General features: G+C 70.2%; 16 protein-coding genes. 8 read left to right on the forward strand and 8 right to left on the reverse strand.

From position 1 onward, the window contains the following. Positions 1 to 38: 38 nt before the first annotated feature. Positions 39 to 1,955, reverse strand: a complete 1,917-nt coding sequence (locus ACFPQ9_RS14220) for a streptophobe family protein (RefSeq protein WP_380852314.1) — start codon at positions 1,953 to 1,955, stop codon at positions 39 to 41. Between the two features lie 239 nt (positions 1,956 to 2,194). Here ACFPQ9_RS14220 and ACFPQ9_RS14225 point away from each other — a divergent pair, with 239 nt between their 5' ends. Then, entirely contained in the window at positions 2,195 to 4,726 is a 2,532-nt protein-coding gene (locus ACFPQ9_RS14225; protein ID WP_380852318.1) for an ABC transporter ATP-binding protein/permease, read from the forward strand. A gap of 87 nt (positions 4,727 to 4,813) precedes the next feature. Here the strand turns inward: ACFPQ9_RS14225 and ACFPQ9_RS14230 are convergent, their stop codons facing one another. The 3 genes from ACFPQ9_RS14230 to ACFPQ9_RS14240 form a co-directional block, all read right to left on the reverse strand. Continuing rightward, positions 4,814 to 5,590, reverse strand: coding sequence for a transglycosylase SLT domain-containing protein (locus ACFPQ9_RS14230; RefSeq protein WP_380852321.1), 777 nt, complete (start codon positions 5,588 to 5,590; stop codon positions 4,814 to 4,816). Between the two features lie 299 nt (positions 5,591 to 5,889). Further along, entirely contained in the window at positions 5,890 to 7,362 is a 1,473-nt protein-coding gene (locus ACFPQ9_RS14235) for an S-adenosylmethionine:tRNA ribosyltransferase-isomerase (RefSeq protein WP_380852324.1), read from the reverse strand. After that, positions 7,359 to 8,060: an SDR family NAD(P)-dependent oxidoreductase gene (locus ACFPQ9_RS14240; RefSeq protein ID WP_380852327.1), complete on the reverse strand. Its 702-nt coding sequence runs from the start codon at positions 8,058 to 8,060 to the stop codon at positions 7,359 to 7,361. The genes ACFPQ9_RS14235 and ACFPQ9_RS14240 overlap by 4 nt, the downstream gene beginning before the upstream one ends. A gap of 240 nt (positions 8,061 to 8,300) precedes the next feature. Between ACFPQ9_RS14240 and ACFPQ9_RS14245 the strand changes: the two genes are divergently transcribed. The 3 genes from ACFPQ9_RS14245 (at position 8,301) to chpE (ending at position 10,494) form a co-directional block, all read left to right on the forward strand. Then, positions 8,301 to 9,446, forward strand: coding sequence for a GAF domain-containing sensor histidine kinase (locus tag ACFPQ9_RS14245; RefSeq protein WP_380852330.1), 1,146 nt, complete (start codon positions 8,301 to 8,303; stop codon positions 9,444 to 9,446). Continuing rightward, the gene (locus ACFPQ9_RS14250; protein ID WP_126390802.1) at positions 9,439 to 10,080 is read left to right on the forward strand and encodes a response regulator; all 642 of its coding nucleotides are present in this window, start codon (positions 9,439 to 9,441) and stop codon (positions 10,078 to 10,080) included. Before ACFPQ9_RS14245 ends, ACFPQ9_RS14250 begins: the two co-directional genes overlap by 8 nt. A 168-nt stretch (positions 10,081 to 10,248) precedes the next feature. Next, entirely contained in the window at positions 10,249 to 10,494 is a 246-nt protein-coding gene (chpE, locus tag ACFPQ9_RS14255; protein WP_380852333.1) for a chaplin ChpE, read from the forward strand. A gap of 197 nt (positions 10,495 to 10,691) precedes the next feature. On the opposite strand, the gene ACFPQ9_RS14260 is transcribed toward chpE, so the two are convergent. Beyond that, the gene (locus tag ACFPQ9_RS14260; protein ID WP_380852336.1) at positions 10,692 to 11,480 is read right to left on the reverse strand and encodes a hypothetical protein; all 789 of its coding nucleotides are present in this window, start codon (positions 11,478 to 11,480) and stop codon (positions 10,692 to 10,694) included. 146 nt (positions 11,481 to 11,626) lie between these two features. Between ACFPQ9_RS14260 and ACFPQ9_RS14265 the strand changes: the two genes are divergently transcribed. The 3 genes from ACFPQ9_RS14265 to ACFPQ9_RS14275 all read left to right on the forward strand — a co-directional run bounded on the left by ACFPQ9_RS14265 (position 11,627) and on the right by ACFPQ9_RS14275 (position 14,050). Next, the gene (locus ACFPQ9_RS14265; RefSeq protein ID WP_380852339.1) at positions 11,627 to 12,424 is read left to right on the forward strand and encodes an ABC transporter ATP-binding protein; all 798 of its coding nucleotides are present in this window, start codon (positions 11,627 to 11,629) and stop codon (positions 12,422 to 12,424) included. 92 nt (positions 12,425 to 12,516) lie between these two features. Continuing rightward, entirely contained in the window at positions 12,517 to 12,948 is a 432-nt protein-coding gene (locus ACFPQ9_RS14270) for an NfeD family protein (RefSeq protein ID WP_126903003.1), read from the forward strand. Between the two features lie 145 nt (positions 12,949 to 13,093). Continuing rightward, positions 13,094 to 14,050: an SPFH domain-containing protein gene (locus tag ACFPQ9_RS14275; RefSeq protein ID WP_062725676.1), complete on the forward strand. Its 957-nt coding sequence runs from the start codon at positions 13,094 to 13,096 to the stop codon at positions 14,048 to 14,050. Positions 14,051 to 14,182: 132 nt separating this feature from the next. Here the strand turns inward: ACFPQ9_RS14275 and ACFPQ9_RS14280 are convergent, their stop codons facing one another. The 3 genes from ACFPQ9_RS14280 to ACFPQ9_RS14290 all read right to left on the reverse strand — a co-directional run bounded on the left by ACFPQ9_RS14280 (position 14,183) and on the right by ACFPQ9_RS14290 (position 16,200). Next, positions 14,183 to 14,689: an HNH endonuclease gene (locus ACFPQ9_RS14280; RefSeq protein WP_107907322.1), complete on the reverse strand. Its 507-nt coding sequence runs from the start codon at positions 14,687 to 14,689 to the stop codon at positions 14,183 to 14,185. A gap of 145 nt (positions 14,690 to 14,834) precedes the next feature. Beyond that, entirely contained in the window at positions 14,835 to 15,374 is a 540-nt protein-coding gene (locus ACFPQ9_RS14285; RefSeq protein WP_380852344.1) for a YbhB/YbcL family Raf kinase inhibitor-like protein, read from the reverse strand. A gap of 43 nt (positions 15,375 to 15,417) precedes the next feature. Beyond that, positions 15,418 to 16,200, reverse strand: coding sequence for a sporulation protein (locus ACFPQ9_RS14290; protein WP_380852347.1), 783 nt, complete (start codon positions 16,198 to 16,200; stop codon positions 15,418 to 15,420). Positions 16,201 to 16,339: 139 nt separating this feature from the next. On the opposite strand from ACFPQ9_RS14290, the gene ACFPQ9_RS14295 reads away from it, so the two are divergent. Then, the gene (locus tag ACFPQ9_RS14295; protein ID WP_380852350.1) at positions 16,340 to 16,990 is read left to right on the forward strand and encodes a DNA-3-methyladenine glycosylase; all 651 of its coding nucleotides are present in this window, start codon (positions 16,340 to 16,342) and stop codon (positions 16,988 to 16,990) included. Positions 16,991 to 17,313 lie beyond the last annotated feature (323 nt).

A 17,313-nucleotide genomic window follows, 5' to 3' on the forward strand; every position in this document is an offset into this window, starting at 1 on the left:
GGCCTCTTGCAGCCGCGCTCCGATTGCCTTCCGGACCTTCACGGCCGTCCCTTCGGCCTCCTCGGTGGTGCCGGCGGAGGAGGGGGCGGCGGAGGCGGCGGCCCGTCGCCCGTCCCGGACGACGACCCGTTCTCACGCCGCCGCGGAGTCCGGGGCGACCTCGGCGGCGGTGTGAACGGCCGCACGACCGTGGGCGCGCCGTACATGTCGTCGCCCCTGTCGGGCGGCGGCTCGTCGGGCTTGCCGTCACCGCCCGGCGGCGCGGCCCCCAGCGGCCGGGCGTCCTCCGGCTCGCGCATCTCGTCCGGAATCCGCAGATACGGGTTCGTGGCGGGGTTCGGCGGCCGGTACGGAGTGCCGGGCGTGTACGGCCCGGAGTGGCTCGCGTGGCCCGAAGCACCGGGGCCCTCGGTGGCCGTACCCGCGCCGCCGCCGGTGCCGGAATCACCGACCGTGCCCACGGTCGCCCCCCGGGTCAATGGCGCCGCCCGCTGCCCCGCGGCCCCCGTCGCGCGGGCCAGCAGCGCACCCACGGCACCCGCCCCCGCACCCCAGGCCGCCCCGAGGACCAGCGCCATGCCGAGGTTCCCCCGCAGCTCCACCCCGGCGCCGAACGCGTCGAACCCCAGCACCGACAGTGAGGCGTCCACGGACACCTTCGCCAGCCACGCCAGCAGCGGCAGCGCCAACGCCGTGGCGACCCCGAGCCGCAACGCACACCGCCCGGCGAAACGCAGGGTCCCCGGATCCCGTACGCCCTCGCGATCACCCGAGCCGCCCATGCGCCCGGCCCCTGGCCCACCCACGGCCCCGGCGCCTGAACCACCCACGGCCACGGCCCCAGACCCACCCCCGAACACCACCGGCGTCCGCACAGCCGTCAGCACCCCCGCGAGCAGCATCATCACGGCGGCCGCGACGCCCAGCATCCACACCCGGCTGTCCAGGTCGGCCAGTCGGCTCAGGGTCACGGACTGGTCGTCGCCGCTGTTCAGGAGGTCGTCCAGGGGGTCCGGGAGCAGGCCGACCAGGACTCCCGTCGCCCGGCCGTCGAACGGCACGAACAACCCGATGGGGATGCCGAGCCACACGCCGTTCGGGGCGCCGAGCAGCGCGGCACCGGCGATCCGCTCGGGGTGGTCGTCGCCGATCGCCGCGTACGCCGCCGCCGCGAGCCCGGCCAGGACCGCCACCAGCAGCACCGTGACGAGGGCGGACACGGCGGGCCGTACGACACGGTGCACGGCCTCCCAGGCACGGGGGAGCGGAGTACGGCGCGAGGCCAGCAGCGCGATGAGCAGGATGCCGGCGGACCAGCCGAGCCCGCCGAGCAGCGTCGGCGCCGTGTCCACGGTGAAGCCGACCGCCGCCTTGGCGTCGACGAGATCGCCGATCTGATCGGGCAGCAGTCCGCCGATGTCGCCGACGCCGGGGATCTCGAGACCGCCGCCGCCACCCCCGCCCGGCAGATCGTCCAGCCCCAGCGAACTCCCGTCGATCGTGATGACGTCGTGCCCGGCCCACGCCAGGCCGCCCAGCGTCGCGACGAACAGCGCGACCACCGCACCCGCGCGCGCGAGGAGTTCGGCCGGCGCGATCACAACTCCCGCGCCCCGCAACGACCGTAAGAAGAACCACGACAGCAGGACGGCACCGACCAGGCTCACCCCGAGTGGCGTGATCTCGATGGCGGTCGCCGCCTCCGCGCCGGTCAATCCGAAAGCGGACACATCCCCGGACGGTGTGATGGAACCACCCGCCCCAAGGGCCACCACAGCCGCGGTCATCGGGCCCAGGGAGCTCGCCGAGTCCGCCTCCAGCAGATGCAGTCCGAGCGCGGCCGTGCCCGCCATCCCGATCAACGCCCAGCTCACCGCGGCGATCGCGGACAGCAGGATGTCTCCCCACGGCAGCCTCGAGCCCTTCGAGGTCCCGACGTACGTGGACGCACTCATGGCAGACCCCCCGATCCGCGGCGCGGCCGTTCGCCGCGCATGTCCCCCTCGCGTGGATTACCACTCTCCGGGCTGGTTTCAACCCCGTCAACGGAACCATTCGAAGCGCGTGGGCGTGGTGCACACAAGGCCCGGCTTTCGGTCAGGGGGCGGAGCCTGAAATAGTTCCCGACGATGTTCGACATCCCTAGACTCCCTGTGATGGGGGTAACTCGGGGGACTACTCAGTGGGGCATGGAGTGCCGGAACTCGTACTGGAATTGAATGGAAGGACCTGGACGCTCGACCCGTCCAGGCCCTACACCCTCGGACGCGATCCGCAGGGTGACATCGTGCTCGACGACGCCAGGGTGTCGTGGCGGCATGCCACGATCAGCTGGGGCGGCCGCAGTTGGGTCATCGAGGACCACGGCAGCACCAACGGCACGTTCGTGCAGGGTCAGCGGATCCACCACCTGGAGATCGGCCCGGGCTCGGCCGTGCACCTGGGCAACGCGACCGACGGACCGCGCCTGAACGTCTCCGGCACCGCGGCCTCCGTCGCCACGCCGCAGGCCCAGCCGCAGCAGCAGCCGTACGCCGCGCAGGGCGCCCAGGCGGGCTGGGCCCAGCAGGCCCCGGCCCAGCAGCCGACGCCGCAGCAGCAGCCGCAGGCCCAGCAGGCCGGCTGGCAGCAGCCGCAGCAGGCCGCGCACATCCCGCAACAGCAGGGCCCCGGCGGTGGCGCGGGCGTGCCGCCGGTCTACGGCGACCGCAGCCCCACCACGTTCCACCAGTTCTCCATCGGCCGCGTGATGCGCATCGGCCGCGCCCTGGAGAACGAGCTGGTCGTCTCCGACCTCCAGGTCTCCCGGCACCACGCCGAGTTCCACTCGACGCCCGACGGCCGCATGGAGATCCGCGACCTCGGCTCCCACAACGGCACGTACGTCAACGGCCAGCCGATCGCCAAGGGCGGCTCGCAGATGCTCGGCCCCGCCGACATCGTCGGCGTCGGCCACTCCACCTTCCGGATCGTCGGCGACCGCCTCGAAGAGTTCGTCGACACCGGTGAGGTCTCCTTCTCGGCCCGCCATCTCACCGTCACGGTCGACGGCGGCAAGCAGATCCTCAAGGACGTCTCCTTCGGCGTCCCGGAGAAGTCGCTCATCGCGGTCATCGGACCCTCCGGTTCCGGCAAGTCCACCCTGCTCAAGGCGCTCACCGGCTACCGCCCCGCCAACCAGGGCGATGTCCTCTACGACAACCGGAACCTCTACAAGCAGTTCGCCGAGCTGCGTCAGCGCATCGGTCTGGTCCCGCAGGACGACATCCTGCACAAGGAGCTGACCGTCAAGAAGGCCCTCAAGTACGCGGCCAAGCTCCGCTTCCCCGCCGACACCACGGCGGCCGAGCGCGAGGCCCGGATAGACGAGGTGCTGCGCGAGCTGAAGCTGGACATCCACCGGGACAAGAAGGTCACGTCCCTCTCCGGCGGCCAGCGCAAGCGCGTCTCGGTGGCCCTGGAGCTGCTGACCAAGCCGTCGCTGATCTTCCTGGACGAGCCCACCTCGGGCCTCGACCCGGGCATGGACCGCGACGTCATGCAGCTGCTGCGCGGCCTCGCCGACGACGGCCGTACGGTCCTCGTCGTGACCCACTCGGTGGCCGAGCTGGCGCTGTGCGACAAGCTCCTGGTGATGGCGCCGGGCGGCGCGGTCGCCTACTTCGGCCCGCCCGAGGAGGCGCTGAACTTCTTCGGCTACGACACCTGGGCCGATGTCTTCTCCGCCTTCGAGAACTACCGCGACTACGACTGGGCGGGACGCTGGAAGGGCTCGCAGCACTACCAGATGTACGCCGCGGACATCGACGCGATTGCTCCGCAGTCCGTACAGATGCCGCCGATGCAGGCGATGAAGCCGCCGAAGCCGCAGGGCTGGATGTCGCAGTTCGTCACGCTGGTGCGCCGATACATCTCGGTGATCGTCTCCGACAAGGGCTTCCTGGCCCTGATGGTGATCCTGCCGGGCGTCCTGGGCGCGGTGAGCCTGCTGATCGACTCGGGCAAGGGCCTGCTGCCCAACCCGGCCAATCCGCAGACGGGCCGGATCATCCCGAACGGCACGGCCACCACCGTGCTGCTGATCCTCGCGGTGGGTGCCTGCTTCGCCGGCGCCGCGAACTCCGTGCGTGAGCTGATCAAGGAACGGGTCATCTACGAGCGGGAGCGCGCGACCGGCCTGTCCCGCTCGGCGTACCTGATGTCCAAGGTCTTCGTGCTCGGCTTCATCACCGTGCTGCAGGGCCTGATGGTCGGCGTCATCGGCTTCGCCGGCCGGGAGATCCCGGAGGAGGGCCTGGTCTTCGGCAATCTGACGCTGCTGGAGCTGTCGGTGCCGATCATGGCGCTCGGGTTCACCTCGATGATGTTCGGCCTGATCATCTCGGCGCTGGTGAAGACCGCCGAGAAGACCATGCCGCTGCTGGTCATGTTCGCGATCATCCAGGTCGTGTTCACCGGCTGCCTCTTCGCCCTCAACGGCTCGATCGGCGCCAACCAGATCTCGTATCTGATGCCGTCGCGCTGGGCGGTGGCCGCCGCGGGCGCCACGCTGGACTTCAACAAGATCAGCCCGCCCGGCCAGGGCGAGAGCAACGACCCGCTGTGGGAGCACACCGTCGGGGTCTGGGCCATGGACATGATCGCCCTGATCGTCCTGGGCGTGATCTGCGGCATCTTCGTGGCGCGCTTCCTGCGCCGCCACGAGCCCGAGGTCATGCGCAAGTAGCGGCCGCCTGGAACGCCCGAAGGGCGGCACCCCGTCAGGAGGGTGCCGCCCTTCGGCGTACGGATCAGAGGCCCGCGCCTACCTCGCTCAGTACGCGCTGTTGACGTTGTCGATCGAGCCGTACCGGTCGGCCGCGTAGTTGGCGGCGGCGGTGAGGTTCGCGACCGGGTCGTACTGGCTGTGCGCGGTGCCCGGCACGTGGTACGCGTCGAAGGTCGGCTTGATGACCTGGAGCAGACCGATCGACGGGACGCCGTTCTGGGCGTTGATGTCCCAGTTGTTGATCGCGTTCGGGTTGCCCGAGGACTCCCGCATGATGTTCTTGTGCAGGCCGTGGTAGGTGCCCGGGATGTCGTGCTTCTTCATGATGTCCAGGGCCTCACGGATCCAACCGTCGAGGTTGTTCGCGTAGGCCTTCTTGGCGGCGACGGGCTTGACCGCGGCGCGCTTGGCGGACCGGCTGGCGGCCTCCTTCGCCTCGCGCTCGGCGGCGGCCTTCTTCGCGGCGGCGGCCTTGGCGGCCCGCTGCTTGGCGGCGGCCTGGGCGGCCACGTGCTTGTCGTGGGCCACGGCGGCCCGGTGCTTGGCGCTGGCCACGGCGGCCTTGTGCTTGGCCGCCAGCTCCTCGGCCTTCACCTTCTCGGCGGCGAGCTGGTCCGTGACCTTGCCCTTGACGTCCTTGATCTGCTCGTTGCTGTAGGCCACCTTGCCCGTGGGGGCTTCGGCCGTGGTCGTCTGGGCGTTTCCGGGTACGGCGGAGATGGCCAGGGCGGCGGCACCGAGCGTGGTGACACCAGCGATCGCGATCTTCTGACGCTTGTTGATGGAACGACTCAGACCACGGTTCTTGGCGTTCTTGAGCATGGCAGTGGGACCTCTTCGAATAGCGCGGAGGTCGCTCGCTGTCCGACGTGGGACACGGGTGCTTCCTGCACAAACGCCGCGGGCTGAACCCACGGCGCTGAGCGACGAGAGCAATTCTTAGCGGCCGCAAAATTGCCTGGCAAAGGTGTGACGTACGATCCTCGATAGTGGAGCCGGGAAGGGCAAAACGGGACAGACAGGACCGTCTGTCCCGCTCAAAAGGGACGTCATTGCCTACTACGGACTTTCGTACGTGATGTGGACCCTATGCGCGGGCTCACATCGGGCGTGTATCAGTCTCACCAACAGTTGCTGGAGCAACGCTCTGTGTGAGGGCTCTCCGCCGGGAGGATGAGGTGCACGTCGCCGAACTCGTGCCACAGGTAGAGCCCGCGCAGCGCCTCGTCGTAACTGCGGCTGATCGCGGCCCGCCCGGCGACCGCCTCCAGCATCAGAAGGTGCGACGCCTCCGGCTCGTGCAGCCCGGTCAGCAGCCCGTCCACCACCCGCACCCCGCGCTCCGGCGTCACCACGAGGTCCGTCCACCCCTCACGCGCGCGTACGACCCCGTCGGCGTCCGTTGCCGACTCCACCGCCCGCACGGCCGTCGTCCCGACGGCGACGACCCGGCCGTCCCCGGCCTTCACCGCGTTGATCAGCCGGGCGGACGCCTCCGGCACCGCGAACCGCTCCGGATACGGCGGCTCGTGCGCCTCCGCCGAGGCCACCCCCGTGTGCAGACTGATCGGTGCGATCTGCACGCCCCTGCTGACCAGCTCCGTCACCAGCCCGACCGTGAAGGGCCGCGCCGCACTCGGCATCTCCGCACTGCCCGCACCGTCGGCCGACGGCAGCGCGAACACCGTCTGATACACGGACAGCGGCTGATCACGCTCGGTATAGGAGTAGCGGATCGGCCGCCCGCGCTCCCGCATGAGCCCGAGAAGCCCGCTGTCCGGGCCGGCCGCGGACCCGCTGTCCGGGCCGGCCACGGAGGGCTCCGCCGTGCCGCCCGCGTCCGCGCTTGCGGATGCCTCCGTCGTGCCTTTCGCGGACGCACCTGTGGATGCCCCTGTCGTGCCTTCCGCGACGGCGCCTGTGGATGCCCCTGTCGTGCCTTCCGCGACGGCGCCTGTGGATGCCCCTGTCGTGCCTTCCGCGACGGCGTCGGCGGATGCCCCCGTCACGCCCTCCGCGTCCGCGCCCCCTGCGCAGGGCTCTGCCCCGCTCTCCGTGTCAGGCCCGTCCACCGAGAGATCCAACGCACCCACCGCCTGGTGACGGTCCGCACACCCGCTCCCCAGGGGCCCGCCGACCCGCGCCCACCACAGCCGCCCGCTCCCCGGGCTCAGCGGCTCCTCCATGACCAGCCGCAGCCCGCCCGGCAGCCGCACCTCACTACCCGCGGGCCCGCCCGCACGCGCGCGCGTAGTGCCCCGCTCGTCCGGATCCCGCAGCTCGACGGCCCACCGCCCGTCGTCCCCGCGCGTGGAGAAGTGCACCACCACGCGCGCGTGCCCGATCCGCCCGTCCACAGCGGCGGCCAGCGTCTCCGACGTGTTGACGACCAGCAGATCCCCGGCCCGCAGCAGCCGCGGCAGCTCACGGAAGGTGTGATGCGACACCTCGGTGCCCCGCGACACCAGCAGCCGTACGTCGTCCCGGCCCCGCCCCGCCCCGCGCTGCTCGGCCGGCACCCGCGCCGACAACTCCTCCGGCACTTTCCACGCTCGAACCGGCTCGCGCGAGGAAACCCCCGTCGCCGGCGTCATCGCCGCCCCTCCAGCAGAGCCGGAGCCCCGTAGCGGCCGCTCGCCGGCCGCTCGTCCAGGAGCCGCAGGAACGCCGGCACGACACTCGCCGGCGCCGGCCGCGGATCGTCGTCGTCCGGTACGGCCGCCGCGTACAGGTCCGTGGCCATGTCCCCGGGGTCGACCGCCCACACCCGCAGCCCGGGTTCCTCCTCGCCGAGCACCGCCGCGAGATGGTCCAGCGCCGCCTTGGAGGCCCCGTACCCGCCCCATGTCTCGTACGCCTCGGCGGCCGCGTCCGAGCTGACCGTGACCACGGCGCCCGTCCTGGCCGCCCGCAGCAGCGTCAGCGCCTCCTGCACCAGGGCCAGCGCGGCGACCACGTTCACCTCCAGCGCCCGCCGCAGCCCTTCCAGCGGCAACGATTCCAGCCGTAGCAGCGGCTCGGCACCCAGCGCGCTTGCGTTGCTCACCAGCAGATCGACGCCCCCCAGTTTCCAGGCGGCGGCCACCAGCTCGGCCCGGTGCCCGGCGTCCGTGACGTCCCCCGGAACGGCCGTCACGCGCGTGCCGTGCGTGTCCCGGAGCCCGGACGCCGTCTCCTGGAGGACCTCCGGCGTCCTTGCGTCCAGCACCAGATCCCAGCCGCGCGCGGCCAGCGCCTCGGCGAGCGCCCGCCCCAGCCCCTTCGAAGCCCCCGTGATGATCGCTACCGGCATGACAACCGTCCCCTCGTCCCAGCCGCCTCGGATCGGCGGTGCCCTCAACGTAGGAACGGGCCCGTCCGCCCCGCCTCGGACGCGGGCCGCAACGTCGCGGGGCACTTCGTCCTAAGTCGCGCATCCGGGCCGTTCGCCCTAAGCCGCTGGTCGGGGGACCAAAGGACTAGGACCGCCGCCCTAGCCGGCCGCCTCCACAGGTCCGATCCGACTGTCACACCCCGCCGGTACCGTGAGGGCATGAGTCACGCCCCCAGGTCCGGCCTCGCCGCGGTGAGCTCCGCGCTGCTGGCCATGAGCAGGCATCTGGAGGTGCGCGACGTCCTCAAGACGATCGTCGCCTCCGCCCGCGAGCTGCTCGACGCGCAATACGCCGCACTCGGCGTGCCGGACGACCACGGAGGCTTCGCCCAGTTCGTCGTCGACGGCGTCAGCGACCGGCAGTGGAAGGCCATCGGCCCGCTCCCCCGCCAGCACGGCATCCTCGCCGCGATGCTCCAGGAGGCCAAGGTCGAGCGCCTCGCCGACGTCCGCAAGGACCCCCGCTTCGAGGGCTGGCCGTCGGCGCACCCCGACATGTCCGACTTCCTCGGCCTGCCGATCCGCGACGGCGACGAGGTCATCGGCGCCTTGTTCCTCGCGAACAAGAACTGCCCCAAGCCCGAGGGCAGCTGCGGCTTCACCGAGGAGGACGAGGAACTGCTCGGGATCCTCGCCCAGCACGCCGCGATCGCCCTCACCAACGCCCGCCTGTACGAGCGCAGCCGCGAGCTGACCATCGCCGAGGAACGCTCACGCCTGGCCCACGAACTGCACGACGCGGTCAGCCAGAAGCTGTTCTCCCTGCGCCTGACGGCCCAGGCCGCCGCCGCACTGATCGACCGCGACCCGGCCCGCGCCAAGGGCGAGTTGCACCAGGTCGCCGCCCTCGCCGCCGAGGCTGCCGACGAACTGCGCGCCGCGGTCGTGGAGTTGCGCCCCGCCGCCCTCGACGAGGACGGCCTCGTCGCCACCCTGCGCACCCAGATCCAGGTCCTCGACCGCGCCCACACCGCCCGCGTCACCTTCGCCGGCCGCGGCGTGAAGGCCCTGCCCTCCGCCCAGGAGGAGGCCCTGCTGCGCGTCGCCCAGGAGGCCCTGCACAACGCGCTGCGGCACTCCGGGGGCGAGCACGTCGACGTGACCCTCGACCGGCGCGCCGGCGGAGCGGTCCTGCGGATCACGGACGACGGCAGCGGCTTCGACCCGAAGACGGTACGCCGCGCGGGACGCCACCTCGGCCTGGTCTCCATGCGGGACCGGGCGAGCGGCGTCGGCGGCACGCTGACCGTGGAATCGGCGCCCGGCAAGGGCACCGTGATCGAGATGGAGGTCCCCGGTGGCTGACGCAATCAAGGTGCTGCTCGTCGACGACCACCAGGTGGTCCGCCGGGGCCTGCGCACGTTCCTCGAAGTACAGGACGACATCGAGGTCGTGGGGGAGGCCGCGGACGGCGCCGAGGGAGTGGCCCGCGCCGAGGAGCTGAAGCCGGACGTCGTCCTGATGGACGTCAAGATGCCGGGGATGGACGGCGTCGACGCCCTGCGCAAGCTCCGCGAGCTGGACAACCCCGCGCGCGTGCTCATCGTCACCAGCTTCACCGAACAGCGCACGGTGATCCCGGCTCTGCGCGCGGGCGCCGCCGGGTACGTCTACAAGGACGTCGACCCGGACGCGCTGGCCGGAGCCATCCGCTCCGTCCACGCCGGCCACATCCTGCTCCAGCCCGAGGTCGCGGGCGCCCTGCTGTCGCAGGAGGAGGCCAACTCCGGGCAGGGCAGAGCCGGCTCCCTGACGGAGCGCGAACGCGAGGTCCTCGGCCTGATCGCGGACGGCCGCTCGAACCGCGAGATAGCCAGAGCCCTGGTCCTGTCCGAGAAGACCGTCAAGACACACGTCTCGAACATCCTGATGAAACTCGACCTCGCGGACCGCACACAGGCCGCCCTGTGGGCCGTACGCCATGGCGTGACCGGCTGAAACGCTCTCCGCAAGGCGTGACGGACGGCAATGCGGAGGGTTCCGCTCCGGACTGAGATTCATACCGTCGTGGGAATGTCCCCCAGATGGCGCATCCTCCGCGGATCTCCACCGTTCTCCAGTGCGTGCTGCGGCGACTGCCGCGGCGATCGCAAGGAGGGCTTAGAAGTGAAGAACCTGAAGAAGGCAGCGGCCGTGACGATGGTGGCGGGTGGCCTGCTGGCCGCCGGTGCCGGAATGGCCTCCGCCACCACCGGGGCGCACGCCGACGGCAATGCCGTGGGCTCCCCGGGCATCGCCTCGGGCAACCTCGTCCAGGCCCCGATCCACATCCCGGTCAACGATTCGGGCAACAGCGTGAACGTCGTCGGCATCCTGAACCCCGCCTTCGGCAACCTGGCCGTCAACAAGTGACGACCCCCCAGAACAGGCAGTGACCTCCGGCCCCCCGGGTTTCCCGGGGGGCCGGTCTGCCCTTCTTTCAGCCAGCCCGGGCTTCAATCAGCCCGTCCGGCGTTTGAGGACGAGGCCCGTTCAGGGCCGATACGGGGGTCTGGGGGCAGAGCCCCCAGGTACGCCCACCCCAACGCCACCCACCTAGCGACCGACGCTCACCGAACCCCCCGCTCCCGGTCCTCCACAACGGAGTTGTACGCGGCCACCTGCGCCCGCCGAGCCACCCGCTCCACCGGCCGCAACGCCTCCGCCCGAGCCCCCATCTCCGCCGAGCTCACCGCACCCCCGTGCCCGTTCTCCCGCGCCAGCGACACCAGCAGCCCCACCCGCCGAGCCATCTCCAGCACGCGCACCGCCCGCGGCGGATACCCCGGCGCCAGCACCTCCCGCCCCCGCTCGGCCCGTGCCCGGTACGCGTCGATCGCCGCCTCGGCCACCGGCCCCGATCCGGCCACATCCAGCCGGGACAACACCTCGGTCGCCTCCCGCAGGCCCTCCGCCAGCTCCCGCTCGGCCTCACCCAGCGACGGCACGTCCGCCGGCGGCGCCTCGCGCACCGGCAGCACCTGCCAGACGACCTCGGCATGCACATCACCGTCGGGCCCGGCCTCGTACACCTCCGGCACCAGCCCGAACGCGGCCCCGTGGCAGATCACCGCCTCCTCGGCATCCATCGCCCGCGCGTTGAACTCCGGCGGCCCGCTCAGCCCCAGCGGATGCCCCGGCGCGGGCAGCGCGACCCGCAGCCCGCTCACCCCGAGCGTCCGCAGCCGCCCCAGCGCCAGAGTGAGCCCCACGGGCGCCGACTCGCCGGGCAACCCCTCCACCCGGTGCACGACGTCCTCGCCGACGATCTCGTGCACAGCGTCATCCGGTGAGACAAATCCGGCCAAAAGGGCATTTCCCCAAGCGGCCAGTCGTCCTGAACGTGGTTCCGAGAGCATGCCCCCACCCTAAGGACCGGACCGATGGAATGAACGGGTGGACCGGTGGCGTAGATTTCGTTGAGGGCTGCGCCCACAGGCGCACGCGACCACCGAGACGCCGAGACGCCGAGACCGGTCACACTGCAAGGGGAGACAACGCGCTCATGAGCGATGTTCTGGAGCTTCAGGACGTATCCGTGGTCCGTGAGGGCCGGGCTCTGGTGGACCAGGTCTCCTGGTCGGTCAAGGAGGGCGAGCGCTGGGTCATCCTCGGCCCGAACGGAGCAGGCAAGACCACCCTCCTCAACGTCGCGTCCAGCTACCTCTACCCCAGCAAGGGCACCGCCACCATCCTCGGCGAGACCCTCGGCAAGCCCGGCACCGACGTCTTCGAGCTGCGCCCGCGCATCGGCGTGGCGGGCATCGCCCTGGCCGAGAAGCTCCCCAAGCGCCAGACCGTCCTGCAGACGGTCCTGACCGCCGCGTACGGCATGACCGCCACCTGGAACGAGGACTACGAGGACGTCGACGAGCAGCGCGCCCGTGCCTTCCTCGACCGCCTTGGCATGAGCGACTACCTCGACCGGAAGTTCGGCACCCTCTCCGAGGGCGAGCGCAAGCGCACCCTGATCTCCCGCGCCCTGATGGCCGACCCCGAGCTGCTCCTCCTCGACGAGCCCGCCGCGGGCCTCGACCTCGGCGGCCGCGAGGACCTCGTCCGCCGCCTCGGCCGCCTCGCCCGCGACCCGATCGCCCCCTCGATGCTCATGGTCACCCACCACGTCGAGGAGATCCCGCCGGGCTTCACCCACGTGCTGATGATCCGCCAGGGCAAGGTGCTCGCCGCCGGCCCGATGGAGCTCGAACTCACCTCCCGCAACCTCTCCCTCTGTTTTGGCCTCCCGCTCGTCGTCGAGCAGGTCGGCGACCGCTGGACGGCGCAGGGCCTCCCGCTCTCCTGACCCCTTCCTTCACCGAAGAACCCCGGTAAGAAGGGCCTTTCAAACGATCGGCGCCCTGTCGGCGACAGGGCCCGCAGTCCTACCATGACCATGTGGAAATCGACGCGTGGGTTTGGTGGTTGATCGGCGCGGCAGCGCTCGGCATCGGGCTCGTGATCACCGCGATGCCCGAACTCGGCATGCTGGCGGTCGGCGCCGTCGCGGCCGCGGTGGCCGCCGGCATCTTCGGCGGTGACGCCGTCGTCCAGGTCGTGGCCTTCGTCGTCGTCTCGACCGCACTCATCGCCGTCGTACGGCCCATCGCCAACCGTCATCGCGCACAACGGCCCCAACTCGCCACCGGCATCGAGGCGTTGAAGGGCAAACAGGCCGTCGTTCTGGAGCGCGTGGACGCCTCGGGCGGCCGCATCAAGCTCGCCGGAGAGATCTGGTCGGCACGCGCCCTCGACACCGACCGCGCCTACGAAGTAGGCCAGGAAGTGGACGTCGTGGACATCGAGGGGGCCACGGCGATCGTCATGTGAGCCCGCACCGTGACCTCGCACGACGTATCTGGCGCGAACGCGCCACGGGGTACGCGACGGTCTGTCAGACTCGACCAGCAAGATCTTCAACAAGCATAAGATCTGCCGAAGTTGCCGCAGCGGAGAAGGGGTACGGGGAACGACGATGGAACCGGTCATCATCGTCCTGATCATTCTGGTGGTGTTGGTCTTCATCGCCCTGATCAAGACGATCCAGGTCATCCCGCAGGCGAGCGCGGCCATCGTCGAGCGCTTCGGCCGCTACACGCGGACACTCAACGCGGGCCTCAACATCGTGGTCCCGTTCATCGACACGATCCGCAACCGCATCGACCTGCGTGAACAGGTCGTGCCGTTCCCGCCGCAGCCGGTGATCACCCAGGACAACCTGGTCGTGAACATCGACACCGTCATCTACTACCAGGTGACCGACGCCCGCGCGGCCACCTACGAGGTCGCCAGCTACATCCAGGCCATCGAGCAGCTCACCGTCACCACGCTCCGCAACATCATCGGCGGCATGGACCTGGAGCGCACCCTGACCTCCCGCGAGGAGATCAACGCCGCCCTGCGCGGCGTCCTCGACGAGGCGACGGGCAAGTGGGGCATCCGCGTCAACCGAGTCGAACTCAAGGCGATCGAGCCCCCCACCTCCATCCAGGACTCGATGGAGAAGCAGATGCGCGCCGACCGTGACAAGCGCGCCGCGATCCTCACCGCCGAAGGTACGCGCCAGGCAGCCATCCTCACCGCGGAAGGTGAGAAGCAGTCCCAGATCCTCCGCGCCGAAGGTGAGGCCAAGGCAGCCGCCCTGCGCGCGGAAGGCGAGGCCCAGGCCGTCCGTACGGTCTTCGAGGCGATCCACGCCGGCGACCCGGACCAGAAGCTCCTCTCCTACCAGTACCTCCAGATGCTCCCGAAGATCGCCGAGGGCGACGCCAACAAGCTCTGGATCGTCCCCAGCGAAATCGGCGACGCCCTCAAGGGCCTCTCCGGCGCCATGGGCAACCTGGGCGGCCTGGGCGGCGGTTCGGGCAACGGCGGCTCGGCCAACATCCCCGGCCAGGCTACGGAACGCCGAGAGAAGCCGTCGATCGACTGACCTGCGGTACGAAAACGGGGCCCGCCTTCAAAACGAAGACGGGCCCCAACTCCTTCAGGGGCGCGGGGAACCGCGCGACAAGCCACGACGAACCCGCAGCCTAAGAACCACCGATGGGCCCACGGCGAATGGTCAGGCCGCGTCCGTCGCCAGCCAATCCGGCAGCGCAGCGAACTCCTCGGCCCCCAGCGTCAGCAACATCGCATCGGCAGGCGTAGGCTCGAACGGCTCCCGAAGCAACGGCATACCCGCCTGCTCAGGCGTCCGGTCGGCCTTCCGGTGATTGTCCTCCGCACACGAGGCGACCGTATTCAGCCACGTGTCCTGCCCACCGTGCGACCGCGGCACCACGTGGTCCACGGTCGTGGCCCGGCGCCCGCAGTACGCGCACCGGTGCCGGTCCCGCACCAGAACACCCCGCCTCGACCACGGCGCTTGTCTTCGGAACGGCACCCGTACGTACCTGCACAGCCTGATCACCCGGGGCGCGGGTATGTCGACCTCGGCTCCACGCATACGCAGTTCGGGGTGGGCCTGCTCGACGACGGCCTTGTCCTGAAGCACCAGAACGACGGCTCGATTCAACGTCACCGTCGACAGCGGCTCGAAGCTCGCGTTCAGTACCAGCGTGTCCCGCATTGCAGCCCACCTCCCGTGCGCACCTGTCCACCCCCTGGCGGACTGGGATCAACTCTGGCCGGGCACGCCGAGATGGACAACGAAATAAAAAATGCCCGCCCCCGATCACTTCCATGACCAGGGACGGGCAAACGTTCCATGAACGTCAGGCTTCGGCGGGCACCTCGTACTCACCGATCACATGCGCACGCGCGATCGCCTTGAACCGCAGATTGAACCCGACGACGGCCGGGCTGGCGTCCGAGTCCGGACCGAGCTTCTCCTGATCCACGGCGTACACCGTGAACACATAGCGATGCGGCCCGTCACCGGGCGGCGGCGCGGCGCCCCCGAAGTCCTTCGACCCGTAGTCGTTCCGCGCCTGTACGGCACCCGCCGGCAGCCCCTCGAACTTGCCGCTGCCCGCACCCGCCGGCAGCTCGGTCACGGAGGCCGGGATGTCGAAGACGACCCAGTGCCAGAACCCGCTCCCCGTGGGGGCGTCCGGGTCGTAGCAGGTCACGGCGAAGCTCTTGGTCCCGGCCGGGAAGCCCTCCCAGCGCAGCTGCGGCGAGGTGTTGCCGGCCGCGTGGACCTGAGCGTCCTTGAGGGTCCCGCCGGCCGCGACGTCCTCACTCGTGACCGTGAAGGACGGCACGGGCGGATGGAAGTCGTGGGGCAGCGGCCGCCGCTTGAGCTCGGTCACTTCGATACCTCCTGACGAAACAGTGGAATCAGCAGTTCCGAGCCTAGAACCAGTTGCGCTTGCTGCCGACCTCGGACAGCCACTGGTTGAGGTATGCCGCCCAGTCGGTCCCATGGAAGTCGTTCAGACCCACCTGGAACGAACGGAAGGTGTCACTGCCCTCGCTGAACAGCCCCGGCTTCTTGTCCATTTCGAGGACGACGTCCATCGCGTTGCCGTCCGCGACGAAGCTCAGCTCGACCTGGTTGATGCCGCGGTACTGCTGCGGCGGGAAGAACTCGATCTCCTGGTAGAACGGCAGCTTCTGCCGCGTACCGCGGATGTGACCGCGCTCCATGTCCGCGTTCTTGAAGCGGAACCCCAGCTGGATGAAGGCGTCGAGGATCGCCTTCTGCGCCGGCAGCGGGTGCACGTTGATCGGGTCCAGGTCGGTGGAGTCCACGGCCCGCGCGATCGCCAGCTCCGTCGTCACACCGATGTTCATGCCGCGCAGCGCCTGACCGTCGATCGTGGTGATCGGCGTCTCCCACGGGATCTCCAGCCCGAACGGCACCGCGTGCACGGCACCCGGCTGCAGCTCGAAGGCACCACCGAGCTGCATCTTCGTGAACTCGATGTCCTGCTTGTACTCCGAGTCCTGGCTCTCGACCTCGACACGCGCCTGCAGACCCACGGACAGGCCCTCGATGTTCTGGCTCACGGACCCGCCCTGAATCCGCACCTCACCCTGGACGACACCGCCCGGAACGACGTTGACCTCGGTCAGCACCGTCTCGACCGAAGCACCGCCGGCCCCCAGGCTCGCGAGCAGCTTCTTGAACGCCATGACTCTCCTCTTCTCAGAGTGGATCCCTGATCCCTACAAACGCGATCCGGCCGTGGCCGGTTCCGCGCCCCACCCTGGCAAGGCGCACGCTTCCTGACCACCCCGTCGCGACCACCCGTCTGCACTACCCTCGGACGGCATGATCGCGACCCCCGACCGTACGCCCCTTCCCCGGAACTTCTTCGACCGCCCCGTCCTGGAAGTCGCCCCCGACCTCCTGGGCCGCATCCTCGTACGCACCACCTCGGACGGTCCGATCGCCCTGCGCCTCACAGAGGTGGAGGCCTACGACGGCCCTGCTGACCCCGGCTCGCACGCCTATCGCGGCCGCACCCCCCGCAACGACGTGATGTTCGGTCCCCCCGGACACGTCTACGTCTACTTCACCTACGGCATGTGGCACTGCATGAACCTGGTGTGCGGTCCCGAAGGCCGGGCGAGCGCGGTCCTGCTGCGCGCCGGCGAGATCGTCGAGGGCGCCGAACTCGCCCGCACACGTCGACTCTCGGCCCGCAACGACAAGGAACTGGCCAAAGGCCCGGCCCGCCTGGCCACCGCCCTGGACGTCGACCGCGCCTTGGACGGTACGGATGCCTGCGCCTCCGGTGAGACCCCACTGAGGATCCTCACCGGCACCCCGGTCCCCTCCGACCAGGTACGGAACGGCCCACGTACCGGAGTGGCAGGTGACGGAGGCAATGGCGACATCCACCCCTGGCGCTACTGGGTCGCCAACGACCCTACGGTCAGCCCCTATCGGGCCCACGTCCCCAAGCGTCGCTCAAGTTGACGCGCCATGACGGGGCGCGTAACGTAGCCCGAGCCGCTGAACCGGGTACTGCGAAGTCAGCAGCCGGAGCGGCCAACCCACTCATTAGCGACAACCCCTCAGCGGGGTCGATTCCGGCGTGCCCGCATGCCCGAATTCGAATCCGCGGAACCCCGATTATGAATCGGGCGGGGGAATCGGCTAACGTAGTGAATGTCGAAAGGCCGACGGGCGAAAGTCCAGAGCCCAAGACAATCCCGCCGACAGGGAATCGGATCGAAAAAGGATCTGATAGAGTCGGAAACGCAAGACCGAAGGGAAACTGCCCGGAGGAAAGCCCGAGA

Origin of the sequence: Streptomyces coerulescens, from assembly GCF_042657965.1 — a bacterium.
In the GTDB taxonomy this organism is placed as follows: domain Bacteria; phylum Actinomycetota; class Actinomycetes; order Streptomycetales; family Streptomycetaceae; genus Streptomyces; species Streptomyces coerulescens.